Annotated in this window: 16 protein-coding genes; 7 read left to right on the forward strand and 9 right to left on the reverse strand. The window is 47.7% G+C overall.

The window, feature by feature from the left end; genetic code table 11:
* Positions 1–5: 5 nt before the first annotated feature.
* Together OEL83_12755 and OEL83_12760 are read right to left on the reverse strand one after the other, a co-directional pair.
* Positions 6–923, reverse strand: a complete 918-nt coding sequence (locus OEL83_12755) for a glycosyltransferase (protein MDK9707911.1) — start codon at positions 921–923, stop codon at positions 6–8.
* Positions 924–1,154: 231 nt separating this feature from the next.
* Positions 1,155–1,820, reverse strand: a complete 666-nt coding sequence (locus OEL83_12760) for a Crp/Fnr family transcriptional regulator (GenBank protein ID MDK9707912.1) — start codon at positions 1,818–1,820, stop codon at positions 1,155–1,157.
* A 193-nt stretch (positions 1,821–2,013) separates the two neighbouring features.
* Between OEL83_12760 and dinB the strand changes: the two genes are divergently transcribed.
* A complete protein-coding gene (gene dinB / locus OEL83_12765; GenBank protein ID MDK9707913.1) occupies positions 2,014–3,093 on the forward strand; it encodes a DNA polymerase IV in 1,080 nt (359 codons plus the stop codon).
* 240 nt (positions 3,094–3,333) lie between these two features.
* The gene (gene sppA, locus OEL83_12770) at positions 3,334–5,187 is read left to right on the forward strand and encodes a signal peptide peptidase SppA (GenBank protein MDK9707914.1); all 1,854 of its coding nucleotides are present in this window, start codon (positions 3,334–3,336) and stop codon (positions 5,185–5,187) included.
* Positions 5,188–5,361: 174 nt separating this feature from the next.
* Here sppA and OEL83_12775 read toward each other — a convergent pair whose 3' ends face one another.
* Together OEL83_12775 and OEL83_12780 are read right to left on the reverse strand one after the other, a co-directional pair.
* Positions 5,362–5,763, reverse strand: coding sequence for a hypothetical protein (locus OEL83_12775; GenBank protein ID MDK9707915.1), 402 nt, complete (start codon positions 5,761–5,763; stop codon positions 5,362–5,364).
* Positions 5,764–5,881: 118 nt separating this feature from the next.
* On the reverse strand, positions 5,882–8,770 hold the full coding sequence (locus OEL83_12780) for an insulinase family protein (GenBank protein ID MDK9707916.1): 2,889 nt from the start codon (positions 8,768–8,770) through the stop codon (positions 5,882–5,884).
* A 323-nt stretch (positions 8,771–9,093) separates the two neighbouring features.
* On the opposite strand from OEL83_12780, the gene OEL83_12785 reads away from it, so the two are divergent.
* The 3 genes from OEL83_12785 to OEL83_12795 all read left to right on the forward strand — a co-directional run bounded on the left by OEL83_12785 (position 9,094) and on the right by OEL83_12795 (position 13,241).
* Complete coding sequence (locus OEL83_12785) at positions 9,094–10,017, forward strand: lysophospholipid acyltransferase family protein (GenBank protein ID MDK9707917.1); 924 nt, start codon at positions 9,094–9,096, stop codon at positions 10,015–10,017.
* A gap of 215 nt (positions 10,018–10,232) precedes the next feature.
* A complete protein-coding gene (gene msbA, locus OEL83_12790; GenBank protein ID MDK9707918.1) occupies positions 10,233–11,960 on the forward strand; it encodes a lipid A export permease/ATP-binding protein MsbA in 1,728 nt (575 codons plus the stop codon).
* 75 nt (positions 11,961–12,035) lie between these two features.
* Positions 12,036–13,241 carry an O-antigen ligase family protein gene (locus OEL83_12795; protein MDK9707919.1) on the forward strand — a complete coding sequence of 402 codons (1,206 nt, stop codon included), beginning with the start codon at positions 12,036–12,038 and terminating at the stop codon, positions 13,239–13,241.
* Here the strand turns inward: OEL83_12795 and OEL83_12800 are convergent.
* From OEL83_12800 to hisI, 5 genes are all read right to left on the reverse strand, one after another.
* Positions 13,231–15,093: an ATP-binding protein gene (locus tag OEL83_12800; protein ID MDK9707920.1), complete on the reverse strand. Its 1,863-nt coding sequence runs from the start codon at positions 15,091–15,093 to the stop codon at positions 13,231–13,233. The two genes, OEL83_12795 and OEL83_12800, sit on opposite strands and share 11 nt — an antisense overlap.
* Positions 15,068–16,768, reverse strand: coding sequence for a hypothetical protein (locus OEL83_12805; protein ID MDK9707921.1), 1,701 nt, complete (start codon positions 16,766–16,768; stop codon positions 15,068–15,070). Before OEL83_12805 ends, OEL83_12800 begins: the two co-directional genes overlap by 26 nt.
* Positions 16,769–17,011: 243 nt before the next feature.
* The gene (gene yihA, locus OEL83_12810) at positions 17,012–17,596 is read right to left on the reverse strand and encodes a ribosome biogenesis GTP-binding protein YihA/YsxC (GenBank protein ID MDK9707922.1); all 585 of its coding nucleotides are present in this window, start codon (positions 17,594–17,596) and stop codon (positions 17,012–17,014) included.
* A gap of 86 nt (positions 17,597–17,682) precedes the next feature.
* Positions 17,683–18,555 (reverse strand): ATP phosphoribosyltransferase, encoded by an 873-nt coding sequence (gene hisG / locus OEL83_12815; protein MDK9707923.1) that lies wholly within the window; start codon positions 18,553–18,555, stop codon positions 17,683–17,685.
* Between the two features lie 126 nt (positions 18,556–18,681).
* Positions 18,682–19,062, reverse strand: a complete 381-nt coding sequence (gene hisI, locus OEL83_12820) for a phosphoribosyl-AMP cyclohydrolase (GenBank protein ID MDK9707924.1) — start codon at positions 19,060–19,062, stop codon at positions 18,682–18,684.
* Between the two features lie 315 nt (positions 19,063–19,377).
* Here hisI and OEL83_12825 point away from each other — a divergent pair, with 315 nt between their 5' ends.
* Both OEL83_12825 and OEL83_12830 read left to right on the forward strand, forming a co-directional pair.
* Complete coding sequence (locus OEL83_12825) at positions 19,378–19,836, forward strand: FKBP-type peptidyl-prolyl cis-trans isomerase (GenBank protein MDK9707925.1); 459 nt, start codon at positions 19,378–19,380, stop codon at positions 19,834–19,836.
* 378 nt (positions 19,837–20,214) lie between these two features.
* A complete protein-coding gene (locus OEL83_12830) occupies positions 20,215–23,220 on the forward strand; it encodes a chemotaxis protein CheW (protein ID MDK9707926.1) in 3,006 nt (1,001 codons plus the stop codon).
* Positions 23,221–23,272 lie beyond the last annotated feature (52 nt).

The following is a 23,272-nucleotide window of genomic DNA, read 5'->3' on the forward strand; positions in this document are numbered from 1 at the left end:
TGGATCTATCTGGTTTTTTTTGAGATCCATACCTTCAAACTCTTCATCAATTCCTTGAAGGCTGGACGTACACCTAATAGCCGCTGTGGTTCAAGAATTCTCTTTACCTCATGCAGCTCATTGCCAAGCTCAATTAACCGCTCGGCACCGGCATAAATATATTTTTCACAGGATTCTGGAACCTTAGCTGCCATGTATTTCATAATAAGCTCCTGATCCTGTATCCTCCCGGTTATGGCAGCTTCACCCAGGGTATTTCCCGAATGAATACGGTAATACAGAAGTTTCTCCCCATCGAGATACTGCACCCCATCAGGAAAGGCGAGCATCATTCTGAATATGTAATCGTAGTCATGCAGATATCTTAAAGAACAAAAATTACCAACAGTCCGCATCGCCTGGGCAGTCATAAATAGATTCGATGTCGTCACCATAAAGTTACCTTTCAAAAATGCCGCATAGATATCTCGACAGTCAAAATACCAGGCTCTGTTTTTCCGGTGCCAGACATTCCAGCCAAATTGAGGATCGGTGTATTCATCACCAACATCGGAAATGGGTATGACATCCGAGAAAATGCATTCTGCCTTTCGCTTCTCGCTTTCCTTAAGGAGCCTTTCCAAACGATTCAACGCATAGACATCATCCGAATTCAAAATGGCAATGTATTTACCTTTTGCCAGGGACAAACCACGATTGATTGTGTTGTAGGCATCCTTGTTTTCTTGATGAAGATAGGTCAGACGCGTATCGGAATAGCCTTTTACGATCTCGCCAGTATTATCGGTAGAACCGTCATCAATAACAATCAGTTCAAGGTCAGATAGGGTTTGCTGCAGAACACTGTCAACTGCGGCCCCGATGAATCGTTGATGATTGTATGCCGGGATGATGACCGTTATAAGTGGTTTGGTTGAAGTCATCTTAGGTATTGTATTCTCAATGCGATGGTTTTGTGTTAATGCATGTATCTGAAAATGCAGGGACTTTCAGTGAAAACACGCCGTGTACTCCTGCGGTAGCGAAATCAAAAGTGTCCTTTCCTAATGAAATAGACCTTTCTCGTCAAGGAATAGTTTGTCCTTCAGGTACGGCTTTCGATGATTTATCAATTCTTTGCCGCGTACTCAAGTGATCTTAGCTCACACCAGCCACTACTCCTTCTCACTTAACGCCTCTTTATCAAGGAGGTGAATCGTTCTCCCGTTTACCTTGATCAACCCCTCTTCACTCATCTTGGCAAAGATTCTTGATAAGGTTTCTGGAATAGTGCCTAAAAGACTTGCCAGTTGTCCTTTTGAAATGTCGAGTTCAACGACATCCTTTTCCCCTTGCTCACTGCTTAAATACACAAGATAATTAGCTAACCGCGCCGGTACTTCTTTTAGCGACAGGCTCTCGATTTGGCTGGCGAATCGCCGCAGCCGCATCGACAATACCGCCAACATATTCAGAGAAATTGAAGGGTTCACTTCGACCAGTTGGACAAAGCGGTCACGAGGAAAGAATATGGTTTTGGTCTTCACCAGCGCCTCAGCGCTGGCAGGAAACGGTTGACCGTAAAAGACCGGAACCTCACCAAAAGGCTCCCCTTCCCCAAAAATATGGAGAATATGTTCTTTACCGGCCGGCGACACCTTGAAAATCTTGACCCTCCCCTCACCAACCATATAGAAACCAATGCCTTTGTCACCTTCAAAAAAAATTGATTCCCCTCTTTGAAAGGTTTTCTCGACAGCTATTGCTGCAATATCTTCAAGCTGTTGGGAAGGGAGTCCGCCAAAAAGCAAACTCGTCCCTATGATCTGTTTTTTATCCATGGTAAATGATCTTCTGAGTTGATTGACGGACAATTCGTCCAGGTATGCCACCGTAAACGTCCCGGTATCTGAAGACGTACTCCAGGCGACTTTACCAATAATTGTAGATAAAAACACCCTTAGATAGCTTAAATGTGGAGGCGCATAATCTGAAAAAGTGGCCGTCAGGCATCACTTCCTGTCTCAATACCGTATGATACCTCCACGAAAAATCATTCATATCGATATGGACGCATTTTTTGCCTCCATCGAGCAAAGAGACAATCCCTCTTTCCGGGGGCAACCTCTCATCGTAGGAGGTAAACCGGCTAGCCGGGGAGTAGTCGCTGCTTGCTCCTATGAAGCTCGCACATTCGGTATACATTCGGCGATGCCTTGCTCAAAGGCAGCACGGTTGTGCCCTGCAGCTATCTTCACCCCTCCCCGAATGGAAAGATATCTGGAGGTTTCCAGACAACTCATGGAGATTTTTCATCAATACACAAACCTTGTCGAACCGCTTTCTGTTGATGAGGCCTTTCTCGACGTGACAGGCTTTGGTGCCGACTCTTCAGCAACTCTCCTGGCAAAAGATATTTGTATGAAAATACAGCAAGATCTGCATTTGACGGCATCTGCGGGAATTTCTTTTAACAAATTTTTGGCAAAGGTGGCTTCCGGCTTCAATAAACCAAACGGCCTGACCACCATTGCACCGGAACATGCACAGCAATTTCTTGATTCACTACCGATCCGTAAATTTTTTGGCGTCGGCCAGGTAACCGAAAGGAAGATGCGCCAAATGGGTATCCATAACGGCCATGATCTTCGTCAGTGGCAGGCAGAAAAGTTGGTCTTCCATTTTGGCAAGATCGGGTCTTTTCTTTATACGATGGTCCGTGGCATAGATGATCGTCCGGTCGAACCGGCAAGAATCCGCAAATCGATTGGCGCTGAAACCACCCTCCCTCACGACACCACTGATCTTACTGAAATACATATAATCTTATACGATCTCGCCGGTGAAATAGAAAAATCATTAGCAAAGAAAAAAAAAGCCGGTTTTACCCTGACGTTAAAGGTGAGATATAAAAATTTTGCAACAATTACCAGATCTATAACCATCCGAAATGCTATGAGTTCTGCCGACGACATCCTTCCTCTCCTGCCCGGTCTCCTCTCTGCTACCCAAGCGGGAATTCTGGCAATTCGCCTCCTCGGCCTCTGTGTATCAAAACTTACCGACAAAAACAATCTGCCCCGCCAGTTGAAATTACCGTTCAAAAACCGATAGGGAGAGATTACTCTGTTGTTCTTGTATGCATTATGGTTATCGTTACCCACAAATATTAAATTTACGGAAGGGACCTAAGCCAATACGTGCTTCCCTGGATACTGCTCCAGCCTTTTCAAGCTCATGTTGGTTTTTTAATAGATTCTCAGACAGGTTATTGATTCAGTTTTTTTGCCTCGGTTTTACGTCTGGAGCGCCTCTTCTCCCACCCTTATCTCAATTGAATTTTTGAATAATTGTATGAAAGATCTCATTCTGGCAATCCTGAATATCTTTAAATATGTTGGCAAAATATTCACATTTATCAGAAATCTTTTCTTCAACACCTTGCTCTTTGCAGCATTGGCGATATTCTTGCTCACCTTTATCCCAAAAGAGGTAGCGCACATCCCTGTGCAAAGCATTCTTCGGCTTGATATATATGGTGATATCGTCGAGGAAAAACAGATGGTTAGCTCAATTGAACAAGTCCTCGGAGATTCTGTTGATCCGGAATCGACCCCAGCGGAAACCGTCCTGCAGGATATTCTTGATATCATCGACAGTGCCGCAACTGACAACCGAATTACTGCCCTATTGCTCAACCTTAAGCATATGGACAGTGCCGGCCTGAACCAGTTGCAGATGATCGGCCAGGCCTTGGTCAAATTCAGAAAAACGGGCAAGACCGTTGTTGCCGCCGAAGACTACTACACGCAAGCACAGTATTATTTAGCATCCTATGCCGACAAAATTTTCCTGAACCCGATGGGTGGTGTAGATATCCACGGATTTGGCGTATATCGCCTCTACTTTAAAGAGGCAATGGAAAAACTGGCCATCAATTACAACATTTTCAAGGTCGGCTCCTATAAATCGGCACTGGAGCCATTCACCAGGAACGACATGTCACCGGAGGATCGCAAGCAAAATGACATCTGGCTTTCAGCCCTCTGGAAGGTTTACAAGAATGACATCATCCAACAGCGAAAATTATCGCAGGAAACCCTTGATAACTATACTGCCAATATTACCCAATCCCTGCAAAACACCAAGGGTGATACAGCACAACTCGCTCTCCAAACAGGTTTGGTTGACCAGCTGGCAACCAGAGAAGATGTCACCAAACACCTGACCACTTTGGCAAAAGCTGTCCATAATGAACCGCCCTTGGTTGCTTCATCTGAGTACCTGAGCACCATCACCCCTTCCTACGGACAAATCGACTGGCAAGGCGATAAAATTGGCCTTATCATCGCTGAGGGCAATATCCTTCCTGGCAAACAGCCGCCGGGTGTTATTGGCGGCGATTCTCTGGCGACACTGATCAAAAAAGCTCGTGAAGACAAGCAGATTAAAGGGCTTGTTCTGCGAATAAATTCTGGTGGTGGCTCTGCATTTGCTTCTGAGATTATTCGCCAGGAATTATTACTGTTTCAGAAGAAGGGCAAACCGGTAGTAGTTTCAATGGGGGCTGTTGCTGCCTCCGGTGGCTACTGGATTGCCGCCGATGCAGACGAAATTTGGGCCTCCGAAGCAACCATTACCGGCTCGATAGGCATTTTCGGGGCTATACCAACCTTTGAGAAAACCCTCTCTTCCCTTGGTATACATAGCGACGGCACCGGAACCACCCCGCTTGCGGCAGGTCTCGATCTTACCCAGCCCCTGCCGGAATCACTCAAAGGCGCTATCCAGTTAGCAATTGCTTATAGTTACGATCAATTCTTACAAATCGTCGCCACCGGCCGAGAGATCGAGAAAGCTCGGGTCGCCGAGCTAGCCGAGGGCCGGGTATATGATGGCAAAGCGGCCTTGTCTCATGGCCTCGTTGACAAGCTAGGCTCCATCGATGAGGCCGTTGAGGCGGCGGCCAAATTAGCTGATATTACCGACTATAGTACCGAGTACATACGCTCTGCACCAACTGTCAAGGAGCAGCTGCTGCAATTCTTTACAACTCATATCGGGTCACTAATCTCCGTCTTTGCTGCCCATGAAAATTCACTGCTCAATAAGATCAATAAAATAATGGCAGACAAGTTTGACGAGCTAGCTTTCCTCGATGATCCCCGCGGAATTTATGCGCACTGTCTCATAAAACTGACATTCTGATTTTAGTACCTTTAGGGGAAAATAAAAATGACTGGGTAGTGTCTTCGCTCAAGCACTTACTGGGATGGAAATGGAATAGGCAAAAAAATGGAGCAACGCCTTCAATAGTTTCAGACGCTGCTCCATTTTTAGATTTTCTTTCGCGCAGAATGAGAGTCCGGCGCCAGCTCTCATCTAGGATTGAAACCCAGACTCATCCTCGTAATCGAATTCCGGAATTGCATTCATCGTGAGATCAAGCCACTCCCATGGGGCATCAAGGATTTTGAACCCGATCTCAACACGCCCATGTGTAGCCTCTGTCTTTTTCCAACACGGCTTCGCCAGCAAACGGTAATGCTTACCCCCTCCCGACAAAATAGCCGTATAAGTGTGTTTTTCGGCATTAAACGAATCAGGAATTCCAGTCATCCTAAACCCGCCGATCGAGAGGTCCTGAATATTACCACCGATTACACTCTTCCCATCGGCAAGATCACCAACAAATCCGGACAACCCAGCCCTCCGGTATTTCCTTCTCATCTGACCAAACCGAAAATCGCTACCCGAATTCGTGAGTTTTTCCAATTGCTCCATGGCGCTCTCCTTCCATCACATAGCAAAATGTTGTGTAGCAACCCTGCATTTATTATATCTTTGCTAAAATTATATAGCATCTCCATCTGGTAATAAACACAGAAAAACATACCGGACGTCATTCTGTAACAACTGAAACCCGTTTCGACATCTTTTTGGAATCTCCGCTAGGGAGGACTTTGGCCACTGCCAGCCGTGAATTATCGAAATATTTTTCGGCAAGTTGATGAAGGTCCTTCTCATTGACTGCCGAATAATCACTGAGGATTGTTTTCGGCCACTCGAATAACTGGGGATATCTGCTGGAAAGGGCGAGCACTGACGACAGCCAATAGCGATTGGTTCGGATTGTGTCGGTGATCGAAGTTACCATGGGTCTTTGCGCTCGAACCAGCTCATCGGTACTTATTCCGTCGACTTTTAATCTTTCTGATATTTCGATAATTTCCTTGATTATTGCTTCTTCTGTGCCGGGCTTTACAATTACCTGCGCCATCAAGAAGCCGAAACCCTTGTATACCCGACTATTATAACTCGACACAGTCGGCGAATAGGCCGCTCCCATTTTTTCCCTGATAACTTTTCTAATCCTGTCCTCAAAAACATCGGACAACATCTGCAGTCTTCTTGTCCGGCCGATGTCCCAAAAATCATCGGTTGGCCAGGCCACCACAATGAGAGACTTGTCTATCGAAGTGTTGACATCAACCAAAAGCTTCTTCCCAACCGGAAAGCGAACCTCTGCCGTATCGGGAATGCGTGGGCCTTGCAGGGAAACCCCGCCAAAATACTTACTGAGGCAGCGTACGACTTCAGCGGAGTCAAAATCTCCAACGACGGAAAGCTCCAAATCCCTTGGCTGAGTAAAGCTTTTGGCCCACTCTGCCAAATCCGCATACTGTATGCTGGCGACAGCATTCCACGGAGGAAGACCAAAGTGCTGATTACCGGCGGCCAAAAAAGGCTGCACATCAAGAGCCATAGCTCCATCGATTTCCTGACTGAGTTTTTGATACATCTGTTCCACTTTTTTCCGGACGTTGCCGAACTGATTCTCCCGAAAGCCATGATCATACAGAAGGGTATGAAGCATCTGCACCAAGAGTTCAAAATCTTTAAACAAAGAATTGCCAGACCAAGAAAAGGCAGTCTCCCCGATGTGAAATTTCAAACTTACTGAACTGCCTGCTATTATCGTGTCAAGCGCTGATTGAGAGAGGCGTCCCGAACCAGAAACATTTATGATATCCTCAGCAAGCATTGCCATTCCCGATGAGGGTTCACTTTGTTCACCATTTCCATAGCTAGCCAAGATCTGAACACTGTTTTTCTGAAAATCAGTCTTTTTGAGATTGATGATCAAACCATTGGCTAGAACAAGTTTTTGTACGCCTATTTCTTTGAAATGGCTAGTTTTGGGTTCTTGTTCCGGGAAAGCCGCAAGAGGGAGATAGGGAAAGGTGTCGTTGTTTCTCGCCACCGGGCCGACGATTTGTTCCTGAACTGATTTCCTGTATTGATCCGCAACTACCTTCGCCCCATCTTCTGGAAGTTCTACATCGCCAGTCACCGATACCAGCCTGCTATCGTGATTCCATACCTTGCGGAATTGCCTATTGACCTGGTCGACAGTGATCTGTTCGACGATTGGACCGTACAAAGCTTTTTCCTGTTGAGGAGACTGATATACCCGATTGCTCCCCAAATGCCGGAGTAGCTTTTGGGCCAGCATCCGCGAGTCTTCCGTTTTGGCGGTGAGGACATTGGAATCCAACTCAGCAAGTATCTCCTTTCTGCTCCGCAGCACTTCCTGCTCGGTAAAACCATACTCAATTGCCTGCCGAAGTGTTTTATCAAGTAAACCAAGACTTTCCTGCCATTTCCCGGCATCCGTTTGTGCCGATATTGCTCCGTAACCGATCCTATCAATGATATCGTCGGCATTAAAGGTGGCACGAGAAAAGGGTGGTTTCTTTTCTTCCTGTACCTGCTGCAACCGATAGCCCATAATCATCGTCCCCATCAATTGAATAAGCTCCTCCTTCTCCAACTCCAGCGAGTCATTCCTCGGCTGCAGGTCCCAGAATGACTCGATAGACACATTGGTTTTACCGAGCTCAGGTTCGTGGTGATAGAAACCCTCAATACCCTTATGTGCTAAGCTCCCGAATTCAGGATAACCAGGCCTTTTTCCAGCGGAGCTTAGTTGCGAAAAATGTATCTCAATAAGCTTCTCGGCGACCTTAGGTTGCATATCCCCGACGACGATAAGTATCATGTTTTCAGGATGATACCATGTGTCATAAAAGGATTTCAGAATAGCACGATTGGCACCCTGCAGACTGCTTTCCGTGCCAATCACCATCCGTTTGGCAATTTTTGTCCCGCGAAATGCGTATTCCATGCTGGCAACCTGCGTTCTATACGCAGCAGAATCGCGGGCGCGCTTCTCGGCGAGGATTACTCCTCGTTCCTGGTCGATTTGGTCCTCCTCAAGCTTGGCCCGCCGGGCATAATCGGCCATTACCGAAAAACCGGTATTGAGTTCCTTTTCCGAGCCGTTTGGCAGCAGGATGTTATAGACAGTTTGATCAAAGGTTGTATGGGCATTGGCATCGCTCCCAAAATTCATCCCAATGGATTGAAAATATTCAACGAGACTTCCTGCCGGAAAATTTTCCGTCCCTTTAAACATCATGTGTTCGAGAAAATGTGCGAGTCCACGTTGATCATCGTTTTCGTGCAGTGAACCAGCTTGAATATAAAGGTCAATAGCTACGCGATTTTTCGGTTCTTGATTTTTTAATAAAATGTATCGAAAACCGTTGGCCAGTGTCCCGTAATGTAATTCCGGATCAGGGGCAAGATCACTAACCGTCCATGGCCAGTTGGAAAGTGAGTCTGAGGTACCGCCGTAAAGGCTTGAGGCAAAACTTGTAAGTACCAGAAAAACGCTCGAAATGAGCCATAACCGCATGAAAAACTTCTTTACCAAAAATCTCTTCATTTGTTCTATTTCCCTAGTATTTTCTGAATATTTTGCACTGTACGCCAGAAAGACTTCATCAAAAAACAAACCGCCAAATACCGATAGGCCACCAATCCCGCCCCTAGCCTGGGGTAATTATAATGCTCAATCGTCACCGCGTAACTCCAGGCAACATACATTCATTGCTTATGGGAAATAAATCTTATATCCTAGTAGATTTGTCAGTCGATTATTTCCTGTTCCCTTCCCGAAAAACACCTTTTTTTCATAACAGGAGTGGTGTAGAAGTAGGGCCTCTTCTTACCATTTCGCGATATTCTTGCCATTTATTCTAACTCTTTATGAAATTAAAACATAAACTCGAATACATACTCCTCCGGTCAGTTGTCTTTTTTATCAACCTTCTCCCCGTTCCGATAATCCTGTTCCTGTGCACAACTATCGGATATCTCGCCTGGGTGATCTTCCCCTTCCGTATCAAGGTTGCCTATAAAAACCTTTCCACGGTATTTCCGGAACTGGACCATGACGGCAAGCTGCGACTGTTGCGAAAAGTATATCTACAATTTACCAGAACCTTTGGTCTGGTCTTCATTCTACACCGCAAGAGTCTTACCAAACTGGTGACTCATGCTCGAATATCCGGGAGAGACCAGATTGATGCCGCACTACGGCAAGGCAAAGGCGTAATTCTGACCACCATTCATGCCAGCTGGTTTGAGGCCTACTTTGCCTGGTTCAATATCGCCGGGTTGCCGACTAGTCTAATCTACCAAAAACAGAGCAACCCTCTTTCCGATGAATATTTTGTACGCCAGCGATGCCGCTATGGAACAAGCCTGGTCCATCTCAGCAGCTATGACGGGATGAAGGCCTATGAGAAGGCCCTGACCGATAATAGATTGCTCATCGTCAGTCTTGATCAAAGCTATACCAGTCGCGGAACCAGGGTGGAATTCTTCAACCGGCCATTGGCATGCGCCAAAGGGGCCGGTATCCTCCGTCTGCGTAGCGGCGCTCCGGTCTTCACCAGTGTCTATTACATGAAAGACGGCGAGCTGCATATCGATTTCGCTGAAGTTCAGCTGCCATATTATGACGCCATCAACGAGGAAAACATCCAAGACATCTCGTCTCGTTGCCTCAAACTTTATGAACCATTTATCAGGCAGTATCCGGAACAGTGGTTTAGCCTCTTCCATCGCCTCTGGACTAAAAAGGATTATCCACCGGTAAAGCGTTCGTTCAGGCAAATATTCTTTTAGCGAATAGCAGGTTAAAAAATTGGTAATAAAAACCAGTATGGAACCGCCCAATAATTACCCGGCTTCGTTAAAGCCACCCAAATATTCCTTTAATATTCGAGGCCTCTAGTGTATTACTAGAGACGTTCTCCACAAAACAAGAAACCACCCCGGCAGTCGAAAGCTTCTTCAGTTTCCAACTGCCTTTTTCATTTTTAACGGCGTCCCATCCACTCATGACAAACAAAGAAATTATCAAGCGATTATATCTGGTTATAAAACCATATCGATACAAACTCCTCACGGCAATGCTGGCGATGATTTTCGTGGCCGGTTTTACCGGGTTGCAAGCCTACCTGGTAAAAGACCTGCTCGACAAGATCTTCATGGAAAAAGACATCTTCTTCCTGAAGCTTTTGCCACTGGTCGTCGTCCTCATTTTCTTTTTGAAAGGCGTGGCCTATTACATCTACACCATGCTTCTGGAGCGGGTCGGCCAATCGGTGATTCGTGACTTTCGCCTGCAGATCTTCAACCACATTCACAAGCAGTCGCTGTCCTTCTTTAACAAGATGCCGACCGGAACACTGATGTCCCGCATTGTTTCCGACGTCACCCTGCTGCAACAGGCTGTATCCAATGCCCTGGTCGGCTCGGTGCGTGACTTTTTTCAGGTTATTATCCTTCTTGGCGTGGTCTTTTTCATGAACTGGCGTCTAGCGATGATTTCCTTCGTCGTCTTGCCGGTCGCAGCGTATCCGATCATTAGATTCGGAAGACTGTTCAGGAGATTGAGCACCTCAACCCAAGAGGAAGTGGCCAATGTTTCAAATATCCTTCATGAAACCATCACCGGCAATCGCATTGTCAAGGCCTTTTCCAAGGAAGAATACGAGGGCAATCGATTCCTGCAACAGGTGAGTAAACTCTTTTTTCTCACCATGAAAGACGCAAAGTATCGCTGCATGCAGCATCCGCTCATGGAGTTTATCGGCGGGGCGGCGATTGCCGTTATCATCTGGTTTGGAGGAAACGAAGTAATTAATGGTGGCGCCACTCCTGGCACCTTCTTTGCCTTTCTTACGGCCTTGATTGCTGCCTACGAGCCGGTGAAGGGAGTTACCCGGATCAACTCTGCTATTCAGCAGGGACTTGCTGCTGCAACCCGGGTCTTTGCTATTCTCGACATTGAACCTGAAATTCAAGATAAAAAAGATGCCTTTCCCCTTCCACCTTTTACCTCTTTGATCGAATTCAAGAACCTTACCTACCGCTATGATGAAGAATCGCCGGTGCTTACCGATATCAACCTCTCCGTTCCGGCGGGTGAGGCCTTGGCAATAGTCGGTCCCAGCGGTGGCGGGAAAACCACCTTCACCAATCTCATTCCTCGTTTTCTTGATTTAAAGGAAGGGAGCATAATTATAGACGGCAACGATATCCGCGATGTCACGGTTGCCTCGCTTCGAGGTCAAATTGCCATGGTGACGCAGCAGACAATTCTTTTCAACGATACTGTGCGAAACAACATTGCCTACGGGGACCTGCAGGCATCAGAACAGGAGATCCGGCAGGCAGCTCAAGCCGCTTATGCCCTGGATTTCATTGAGGCCCTGCCCCTGGGATTCGATACCATCATCGGCGAGGGAGGAGCCAGGCTTTCCGGCGGTGAACGTCAGCGTGTATCCATAGCCAGGGCCATTTTGAAAAATGCGCCAATTCTTATCCTTGACGAAGCGACATCGGCTCTTGACACCGAATCGGAGCGAGAAGTCCAAAAAGCCTTAGAAAACCTCATGAAGGATCGAACAACTTTTGTTATAGCTCACCGTCTCTCGACTATTAAAAACGCCTCACGAATAATCGTTATAAAAGATGGGCGGATCGTTGAGCAGGGCACCCACGATACACTTATCGCCCTGAAAGGTGAGTACGAACTGCTTTACAATATGCAATACAAATAAATGCCAGTGGCAAAGGAATAATCTCGACGTACTTCCAGTCGATAACTCAGCAACCCAAGTACAGATGACGGCATAATGAGAAAACTCGGCCAGTTTCGCAATATGACCAAGACAGCGGGGGTTTTCTGCATCGTTCTCTGCTGCTTTTTCATCCCCTTCTCTACTTCTTTGATGGGGGCAACCGCGTCGCTTGCCGTGGTATTTTGGCTATTATCCGGCGATGTTCTTACCCTTCCCCGGCTATTGCAACAGAACGTGTCGGCATTCTTGGCAATTGCCCTGTTTTTGCTGCTTGCAATCGGTGTTTCGTACTCTGCCGCTCCCCTAAGTGACGCCCTGGCATTTCTGAAGAAATATCGAGAGTTGGTGTATTTTGCCATGGTTGTTTCCCTGTTCCTGGCAAATGATGGTGCAGCAAAACTGGCGGAAGACAGCTTTGTCGCAGGATGTATCGTTCTTTTATTTGTCTCCTACGGAATCTTTTTTTCGATTATCCCTTCTGAGCGCTTTGGCCATTCGATCGTCTATCATATTACCCACAGCTTTTTCATGGCCATTCTGGCCTTCTGGTGCCTGCAAAGGGCCTTCGACTCCAAACAGTACATTTATTTCTGGCTAGGGATTTTCGTAGCGACGTCAATCAACCTTTTTTATATCGCACCCGGCCGTACCGGCATGCTGGTGTATCTTGCATTGGTAGTTCTCTCGGTATTTCAACGTCTTTCCTTGAGGAAATCAGTACTGGCAATATTTTTGGTCTTTTTGGCGATCGGCATCGCTTTTTCCACATCAAGTAATTTTTCCAACCGCGTAACCGAGGCCATTAAAGAGGTCAAGGAATACCATGCCTCGTGGTCGCGGACATCTCTTGGAATGCGCTTGGACTGGGTTCGTAATGGCTTAGAGCTCATCGAGCAAAAGCCTGCCTTTGGGCACGGCACGGGATCGTTCCGGATAGTTCAAGACAAGATGTTGAAGAAAAAACGCGACCATTCCCTGCCAACCGACAACCCGCATAACGAATACATTCTTATTGCCGTTCAGACAGGTATTGTTGGCCTGTTTTTGTTCGTGACCCTTCTTGCTTCACAGTTTATTTCAACTTTCAAGCTCCAACCACAGAGAAGGTATTTATTGCAGGGGGTGATCGTCGCTGTGGCAGTAGGCTGTTTGATGAATTCGTTTCTTTTCGACTCCCATCCCGGCCATTTTTATGCAATAATATCTGCCATTCTTGCTGTTCCGGCGGTAAAACCCACCTCCTTGCAATTTAGACGGTAGCTGAGTCTTCTTCGCCCACAGGCAGAGTCACCCGCACTTCGGTGTACTCACTTTCGACACTGGCGATCTTGATCGTACCACCATGTTCCTCAACTATCTTGGCCGACAAAGCAAGGCCCAAACCGGTGCCGGTACTCTTGGTCGTGAAATAGGGGTCGAATACCCGCTGCAGATTATCCGGGACTATTCCTATGCCATTGTCGCGAATAATGACGACTATCATTCCACTTTCTAATTGGGCTTTGACCGTCAGACTTCCGCCATCAGGCATCGCCTGTATGGCATTGAGCAGGAGATTCAACAGCACCTGTTTGAGTTTGTCCGGATCGACACAGGCTTCCGGTAAATCTTCGGCAATTCCGACTGTAATCGATATATTATAGGACTCGGCATCGACCTGCACCAGGGAAACGGTTTTTTCGATAATATCGCCTATTCGCGTCTGTTCCTTTTTAAGCTGGCCCGGCCTGGCATAATCGAGTAATTCTCCGATGCTGCGATTCAATCTCTCCACCTCTTTCACGAGAATCTCGGCATTTTCTCCACTACAACCGGTGGCTGATACTTGCGATTGCAACAGCATCGCCAGGCCTTTGATCGAACTTAAGGGGTTTCTCAGCTCATGGGCAACTCCAGCCGCCATCTTCCCCAGGGCCGCCAAACGTTCACTTCGCTGCAATTCCTTTTCAAGGAGCTTTACTCCGGTGAGATCCCTGATAAGCAAGACCTCCCCTGCCAAACCACCATCAGCATCCCGAACAACAATCGATGCCAGACTTAAGGTCATCGGCTTTTTCGGATCACTGTCTAATAAAATTTCTTTTTGTCTTTCTCCCTGTTCGCCGCTAACATCACCGGCAAACATCCTTGCCAAACCGGCAGGAAGGCAAATCTCCGGATTTTTACCCTTAATCCGACCGACATCCAGGCCAAGGATTTCGCCTGCCGCGCCGTTGCAGACCCGGATCACCCCCTGGCTGTCCGTGGCAATAAGACCGACCGGCAGAGAAGATACCAAAATGTCGGTAAATGCCCGCATTTCCCCGAGACTCTGTTGCGATCCTCTCAGTCCTCTGAGGGTGATAAAGGAAAGTGTCCCACCCAAACCAACAAGCAAGGTCACTATGGAGAGGATGATTATCTGCAACAACTGTCGCCTGAGAGACGAATTGAATTGCTCAAAATCGAGTTCAACCACATACAGCAGCTCTTTGTCAGCCATCCGCTGCATCTCTTCCTGCATGGCGGTAAAATGGGGGTTGTTGGCAAATCTTCGCATCATCTGCCCACGCCCCGGCCCTCGCTCAAAAAGATCGGCAAAGCGTCCCGGTACATTCGGTGGAATATGCCAGGCAACGATCTGAAATCGCTGGTTCGTTGTCCCCTGCCGGATATCTTCAAAAAAACGTGACACAAACGGCGTCGGCCCACCGTGCTTCAACGACTTGGCCAACTCCAAGGTTTCTTGATCTACTGCGCCATCGCCGGCATTCACTCCGGCACCGGAGAATACCTTCCCCTCCCGATCAATGAGCAATACCGTTTCTACGCCGGGTTGTTCAACCGCCTGTTCCATTGCCGCCTTTATCTGATCCTGCCAGCGAATTGGGGTGTCCGCCGATCGCAGGCTGTCCCTGATCGACTCCCGGGCGGCGCTATTGATAAAACGCATCAGAGTAAGCCCTTTCTGTACCAGAGCCTCACCCATCAACTCCTTTTCCCGCCGGTAATTACTCACCGTGAAGAGGATTAATAACAGCAGCAGCAAGCTGCAGGCAATCGCCAGCATCCAAGGCGAAAAGCTCAGCAGCAGGTTTCTGCTTTTGCTACTTGCGGCCCGAGATATCAGCATTTGCAATTTTTTCCAAAATTACCTTGGAGATCATATAGGTGGGAACAATCCCTTCATCGCCCATTGGTCCCGACGCCAGCGTCTGGCCGCTCAGCAGGGGATTATCCGAGGCATAGTAGGCATATCGTGTTTTCATTGTCGACGGAATATGGCCCTGGATAATAGCCCCGCTTATCGCCCGCTGATAATGACCTCCCTCCATTTCCAGGCCAACAGCGCGCCAGGCGGAAGAATGAAAACGTTCGAGCACATCGCGGTTTTGCAGCGACGTTCCGAGAACGGTTACCATCGGCCCGACATGCACGGCTACGGTACTATCAAAATCGGCGGCGGTGAGATCATTTTCAACCATATAGTTGTCGGCGGTCCCCTCCATGACATGGGCCGTGGCAAGCATGATGTCGCCTTTCTTACCCGGCAGCACCCCGGCCTTGCCCATGATCGAGATGGACTTGATGTTAAGCGATTTAACCACCCCGCCAAAGCTCTCAGGATTCAGTAATTCATCCATGATATCAAATGCCTGTGTCCCAAATGCATAATCAATGACGAGAAGAACCGGCTCGTTTTCTTTGAGAAAATAGTAATCAATTTTAAGAGCGGGATGGATATGATGCTGATCGAGTTGCGAAAGGTCCATAATATTTATATCGATTGTTGAACCGGACTCATCGCCCTTAAAGGTAAAACCATGGAGAGCCGCGTACTCCTCGACCTCGGTTTCCCTGTCCCGAACAGCCCGTATCATTGCATAGACATCATCCGGTACAACCTCACCTGCCATAATAAGTGCCCCGGGACCATAGAGAAGATTGCGCATGGAATGCATATTGGCGCTCACCACGTGGATCGGCCGGTCTTGAAGGTTCAGGGAGGCAAGCGTGCGTTTCAACGAGCCAGCCCAAAGAGCCGCGTGCGTCTGGTGATCGATCATCTCATGCAGGGATGGGGTAAAGTAGACGACCAGCTCATTTTTCTTAGCGCTTTGCTCTTCCATGACCCTTTTGCCTATGCCATAGATTATTGCAAAAAGACCGCTATTGGCATCGTGTTCTCTACGGGCTTGCTCCAGGTATTCGTATGTCTCCCGGGTTTCTTTGTAGGTCCTGCCGAGTATGATCGAAAGATTCCATATCGCCTGTTCCAGTTCCTCGCCAATCAGAGAATCCTCAATGGCGACGATGCGCTCAAGTTCTGTCCACTCGGCACTCACTCCCACGGCTCTATTGCATACCTGCCGGTAAATCTTCCACGCCTCAATATTAAGGAAGGTAATATGGGTCAGGATATCATATATCTCGCTTTTTCCAGTTGTTATGACAAAACAATATTCTTTTTCCGAGACCGCGTAGGAAACCCTCCTTCTTTTCAAAGGAATGATCTTGGCAAAGGATGTATCTTGGAAGTCCTCTTGGGCGGTCAAGGTTATTCTTGTACACTTTTCGATACCTTTGGGCATTCGATCAAAGACATATTCCAAACCCTGCAATTCGACGACACGGGTATCGGTCATCGATCCATATATTTCCGGACTGAGCTGTTTTAGAGCCTCCGCGAGTTTTTCACCAATTCTCCCGGACGGGTTGTACGATCCCTGCAGTGTTAAGGAGTCGGCAAGGATCTTAAAGGTTCGTATAGCGATTCGGGCTTTTTGGGATTTGGAAAGCTCCTGCATATCTTCTCCTGTAACTATTCTGCATTGTATTATATTTATTAACGAGAGCGCAGTTCAAGGCAAGAAAGACGAAAGCTCTACAGCCGCATGTGTCCAATGGCCAGGCAGCAATATCGTCTACAGGAAATGATAGCCAACAGCGGGAAAAAACGCGAATAATTTCCTGTGCTACGCTGGTTATTGGGTGACAGTTGCCAGGAAAACAGCAGAGATAGCCAGAAGAAAGACCTGAGGCAACCTCTTTCAGGGCTCTATGAAGCGGAGCAGGGCATCATACAATTCTAAACGTCCCTGGCCGGTTTTTGCGGAAAACAAAATGCGATCCTGCGCCTTGACACCATGCCCGGCGTCAAGCAGCTTGGCATTTTTTTCTCGTACACTGCCGGAAATCTTATCGATCTTGGTATACACCGGCAAACATGGAATGGATTTTTCACGCAACCATTGAACAAGTTGGGTGTCCTGCTCCTTCGGCTCATGACGAATATCCATGATGACAACGACACACTTTAATGACTCCCGGACTTCCAGGTAGGAGGTGATCAGCGACTGCCAGCTGTTTTGCATTATTTTCGGAACTTTAGCAAAACCATAGCCCGGCAAATCCACCAAAAGAAACCTATCTTCAACGCGAAAGTAGTTCAGCCCTTGCGTCTTGCCTGGTCTGGCACTGACCTTCACCAATTTTTTCCTGCCGATGAGGGTATTGATCAGACTCGATTTGCCAACATTCGACCTGCCGGCAAAGGCAATCTCCGGAAGTTCCGGAGGGGGCAGCTGGTTAAGGCGATGGGCACTCAGGAGAAACTCAACATTCAGAAACTGCATTTAGTATCTCCCTTAAGTACATTTATACGACCAAAACGGTGACATAGGCTCATCACCGTTTTTATGACCATTTCCCGATTTCGTTCCTATATTACCTTATTCAGGGAATACTCAATAATACCTTCAGCGCCCAGTTTCTTGAGTTTCGGGATCAGATCTCGCACAATATCTTCGGAAACCACCGTCTCCACGGAGAACCAATCCTGGTTATAGAGACTGGCAACCGTTGGGGCATTGATACTGGGAAGAATGGCCACTATCTCACCGATCTTTGCACTGGAAACATTCATCTTAAGACCAACGATTCGATCGGCTCGCAGGGCCCCTTGCAAAAGTAAGGCAATATTTTCGATCTTTTCACGTTTCCAGGGGTCGTTCCAGGCATCTTTATTGGCAATGAACTGGGTGTTTGACTGCATCAGTTCATGGATAATCCGTAAACCGTGGGCACGGATAGTGCTTTCCGTCTCGGTAACCTCAACGATGGCGTCGGCCAATCCCGATACCACCTTTGCCTCGGTCGCCCCCCAGGAAAACTCGATATCGACATCAATATTCCTTTCTTGAAAGAAGCGTTTGGTGACATTCACCAGCTCAGTAGATATCTTTTTGCCCTGCAAATCTTCAATCGTCTTGATATCGGAATCTCCGGCAACGGCAATTACCCAGCGGGTTGGTCGCCGGCTGACCTTGGAGTAAACCAGATCGCACACCAAGACCGTATCGGAATTATTCTCCATTGTCCAATCTTTGCCGGTAATTCCGGCGTCGAGCATGCCCCCTTCTACATAACGGGACATCTCCTGGGGTCGGCAAATCGAGCAATCCAGTTCCGGATCATCGATCTTCGGAAAGTAATTTCTGGCAGCCGGTTTAATCAGCCACCCGGCCTTTTCAAACAATTCAATAGTCGCCACTTCGAGACTACCTTTGGGTAGGCCAAGTTTCAGTGAGTTCATTACCAATTTTCTCCGTGTTCGTGATATCAGTTTAACGGCAACGCCAGCCTTTGCCGGGACGAGGCCCTCATCGTCCTCTCCGACAACAGATTTGCCCCTAAGCAGCTTAACGCTTTAAATTCTCGATTATTTTCCGTAAACAGCAGCAGGATCAAAGATTCTCCCCCCTACCTCAACCAAGGTGTCACCGTTGACCCGCCGATAAAAACACGATCTGTGGCCGGTGTGGCAGGCTGCATGACCTAACTGTTCCACCTGAAAAATCACCGTGTCATTATCGCAATCGACAAGAATATCATGGATAATCTGGACATGGCCGGAGGTCTCACCCTTCAACCAGAGCTTGTTGCGCGAACGGCTCCAGTAGTGTGCCTTGCCGGTTTTCAGGGTCATTTCCCATGAAGCGGAATTGATATACGCCACCATAAGCACTTCAAGGGTTTTATAATCCTGTACTATAGCCGGAAGCAATCCCTCGGCCGATTTATTAAAATCAAGTGTTATCATTGTATTGAGTCTTAAACAATTAAACCTTTCGTTGCCTCTTCCACCATTCCAAGCAAATTCGATGAGCTGCTGGAAAATCCCATTTCAACTTTCACCCTTATCCAATTTTTTTTAACGGTTTATCGCCAGGAAAGGAGGACTAAACTAGACAGCTCTGATTGCTTTGTCAAGTCGCTACCGCTGTTTTCTTGCTTTTCTCGTTCTGTACTTGCATTAAACAGATCATTTCCTATAGTATGTGTCGCATTTTTAGAGACCAATGGATGCTTGTATTTCACCCAAACACTCTTCTTACGACGCTCCAGGAGTAACAATATGCCCCAACCTAAGTCCAACGACACCGTAGTACTGGCCTTTACCGGAACCCTTGACAATGGAGAGGTCTTCATTACTTCTGAAAAGGATAAACCCTCTCGGGTAACACTTGGTAATTCCGACCTTCCACCCACTTTGGAAGCGGGAATTATGGAAATGCAGATAGGCGAGACCCGCAAGATCCGTATCCCACCCGAGGAAGGTTATGGCCAAAGACTCAAAGAGCTCTTACAGACCGTTGACAATCAAAAGATTGTTGATACCCTAAATCCCAAGCCGGGAATGATAATCTTCCTCAAAGTCAACAAAGACGGAACGGAACAAAAGGTGCCGGCAACGGTTATTGAGGTCAAAGGCTCACAGATAACTGTTGATTATAATCATCCACTTGCCGGACACCACTTGACCTACGTGGTCACCCTTCTCGAAATTGCCGAAAACCAACCAACCAACGCCTAGAGGCGTACTGATAACCACCCGTTCTACCTTACTGCTCATCTAAATTCAGGTCACGGGTGGCTTATTCCTTCCTGATCACCTCAGCAATCATTTAAAATTGACTGCCTTTTGTAGAATATGAATTGAATAAATGCCGAAAAATGGGGCGGTAAATCCTCGGAGATATTTACTCACCGCCCCAAAATAATTGACAATTTGTCGGCATCAATACCGGTATTTGTTTACTCACCTCCATTTCCAGTCACTTCTCCACACCTAAGTGAAGACTTGTCTGTATACCGCCAATTTTTTTTTAAATACTCCTGTACATACCTTTTCCCGTATGTATAACCTTAGATAGTTACAATCGGCTATTCAATCAAATGCGGGGAGTATTGTATGGACATCGAAGACGACGAGATTTTGCAGGGATTTATCGAGGAATCACTCGAACATTTAGCTGACATCGAAAATGATTTATTAGCGATTGAAGAGGGCGGGGCAAATATCGACGAAGACCTTGTTAACAAAGTCTTCCGGGCAGCTCACTCGATCAAGGGTGGGGCTGGGTTCATGGGCCTTACGACCATCCAGGAACTCTCACACGCTGCAGAAAATGTTTTGGGCATGATCAGGAGTAAAAAACTGATTCCGACGCCGGAGATCATCAACGTGCTGCTGATTGCTTCGGATCAACTGCAAAGCATGATCGAAGACGTGCATAACAGCAACGACGTTGATATCTCTTCGCACCTTTTGCCCCTTAACGCTATCGCCGACGGTTCTTTCTCCCAGGCGACCCAAGCGCCACCTGCAAAGACTGGAAAAATAAAGGCCAAAGCAGCGGCTGAGAAGGTTGAACCACCTCCGGAAGCTGATGTTGAGGCGCCAACCGAGAAAACAAAACCGCCTGCAGCAGCAAAACCAAAACCGGAATCGAAACCAGAAGCCAAAACTAAACCAAAACCTGAACCCGTGCCGGAGTCAGAGCCTGAGCTGGAACTTGAGCCGGAGCCTGAAATGGATTCTGAGATTGCTTCCTTTTCTGAAGATGATACATACGTAGAAGACGATGCCGCTTCATTTGGTGACACCCCTTCAACAGGCCAAGTTGCAAACCCAAATGCCTCTCCTGGCGACAGAAGTAAAGCATCGGGACCGCCGGCAAAGACCGAGACGACGCTCAGAGTCCATGTAAGCCTCCTTGATTCCCTGATGAATCTCGCGGGAGAGCTGGTACTCAGCCGCAATCAATTGTTGCAGACCATTGGCTCTGACGATCTGCGTAATGCTGAGGCCGTAGGCCAGCGCATTGACCTGATCACCTCCGAATTACAGGAGGCGATCATGTTGACCCGCATGCAGCCTATCGGTAATGTTTTTAGTAAATTCCCGCGGGTTGTCAGAGATCTCTCGAAAAAACTGAACAAGACCATTGATCTGGAAATTGTCGGCAAGGATGTTGAGCTCGACAAAACAATTATTGAGGCAATTAACGATCCGCTGACCCATCTTGTCCGCAACTCGGTCGACCACGGCATTGAAAAACCCGCAGACCGGAAAATGCTCGGCAAATCCGAGGTTGGTCTGGTTATTCTTAAGGCGTATCACGAAGCCGGCCAGGTGGTCATAGAGATAAGCGACGACGGTAAAGGTCTCGACGGAGAGGCCTTGGCGGCAAGCGCCGTCAGCAAGGGTTTGTTGACAGTCGAACAGGCGCAGGCCATGTCCGACAAGGAAAAGATCAATCTTATCTTCCTGCCGGGATTCTCGACAGCAAAGGAGGTTACCGATGTATCCGGCCGGGGCGTCGGCATGGATGTCGTCAAAACCAATCTCGATCAACTTGGTGGAAATGTTGACATTATCTCCGAAAAGGGTGTCGGCACAACTATCTCCATCAAACTGCCATTGACCCTGGCAATCATTCCCTGCCAAATCATTGAGACCGGTGGCGAACGATACGCCATACCCCAAGTGAATCTCGAGGAGCTGCTCCGTATCCCTGCCAATCAGGTGCAAAACCGCGTCGAACGCGTCGGTGACGCCGAGGTCGTTCGTTTACGCGGTACCCTGCTGCCGCTCATTCGTTTAGCTGATGTCATTGGGATTGAACGCACCTATTACGACAGAATCACCGACGAAGTCCTACCCGACAGGCGCGAGGCGACCGCCGATAGGCGTGGTAAGGAATCACCCCTCTTCAGAAGCGCCAACGATCAGGACAGAAAGTCTTCACAAAAAGGTGAGATAGCAAACCGGTCAGTGCTCGACCGCCGCAACTCTGTGTCCAGCGCTTTGAATATTGTCGTAGTATCAACTGGTTCCATGAAATACGGGCTAATCGTTGACCGGCTTCAAGATTCGGAAGAGATTGTTATCAAGCCGCTTGGCCGGCATCTGCAGCAATGCAAAGGGTACGCCGGAGCGACCATCATGGGGGATGGCCGTATCGCCCTTATTCTTGACGTCAGTAACCTTGCCAGGATGGCCCGTCTCACCTCGATCGATGGTTCCGACCGAGCGGCCGAGGTTGCCAAGGCAGCTGAAGACGCGATGCGGGCGAAAAAAGACCGACAATCTCTTCTTATTTTCAAGAGTTCCGAGACGGAGCATTTCGCCGTACCTCTCAATCAGGTTGAACGCATCGAAAAGATCAAGCGTTCCGATGTTGAAGATCTCGGTGGTAAAAGGGTAATGAAATATCGTGGGGGCAGTCTGAGCCTAATTTGCGTCGATGACCTTGCCATGGTTAATCCCTTGGCCGACAGCGAAAATCTCTTGGTAATCGTCTTTAATATTGCCAAGCGAGCCGTCGGCTTACTGGCCATTGGACCAATAGATGCCATTGAAATCAACGCCGATATCGACGACACAACCCTAAGCCAGCCCGGAATAATGGGATCGATCATCATCGATCAGCATACCACCATGCTGGTCAATGTCTTTGAAATGGCCCAAACCCTTTTCCCGCAATGGTTTGAAGAACGGGAAAAAGCGATGATAGAGATAGCCCAGGAAGACACTACCCCACCAACCATTCTCATTGCTGAGGATTCGAAATTCTTTCGCAATCAGGTGAAGGGATATATGACCGAGGTCGGTTACAACGTCATTGAGGCCGAGGACGGTGTTGAGGCCTGGGATAAACTTCACGAGCATGGTGACGAAATCGCCATGTTGATAACCGATATTGAAATGCCGAATATGAACGGCTTTGATCTTACGCAAAAAATCCGTCATGACGACAAATATTCGAAATTGCCGATAATTGCCCTGACCACCCTGGCCTCGGCTGAGGACATGGCAAAAGGCCAGGCCGTTGGCGTCAATGAATACCACATCAAACTCGATAAGGAACGACTGATGGTTTCGGTGCACGACTATATGAAGAGACGTTTTTAATAGTGTAGAGCGCCACTTCATTTAAGAGTGACTTTCGTAAAAGGACTGTCTC

The organism is Desulforhopalus sp., from assembly GCA_030247675.1.
Classification (GTDB): Bacteria; Desulfobacterota; Desulfobulbia; order Desulfobulbales; family Desulfocapsaceae; genus Desulforhopalus_A.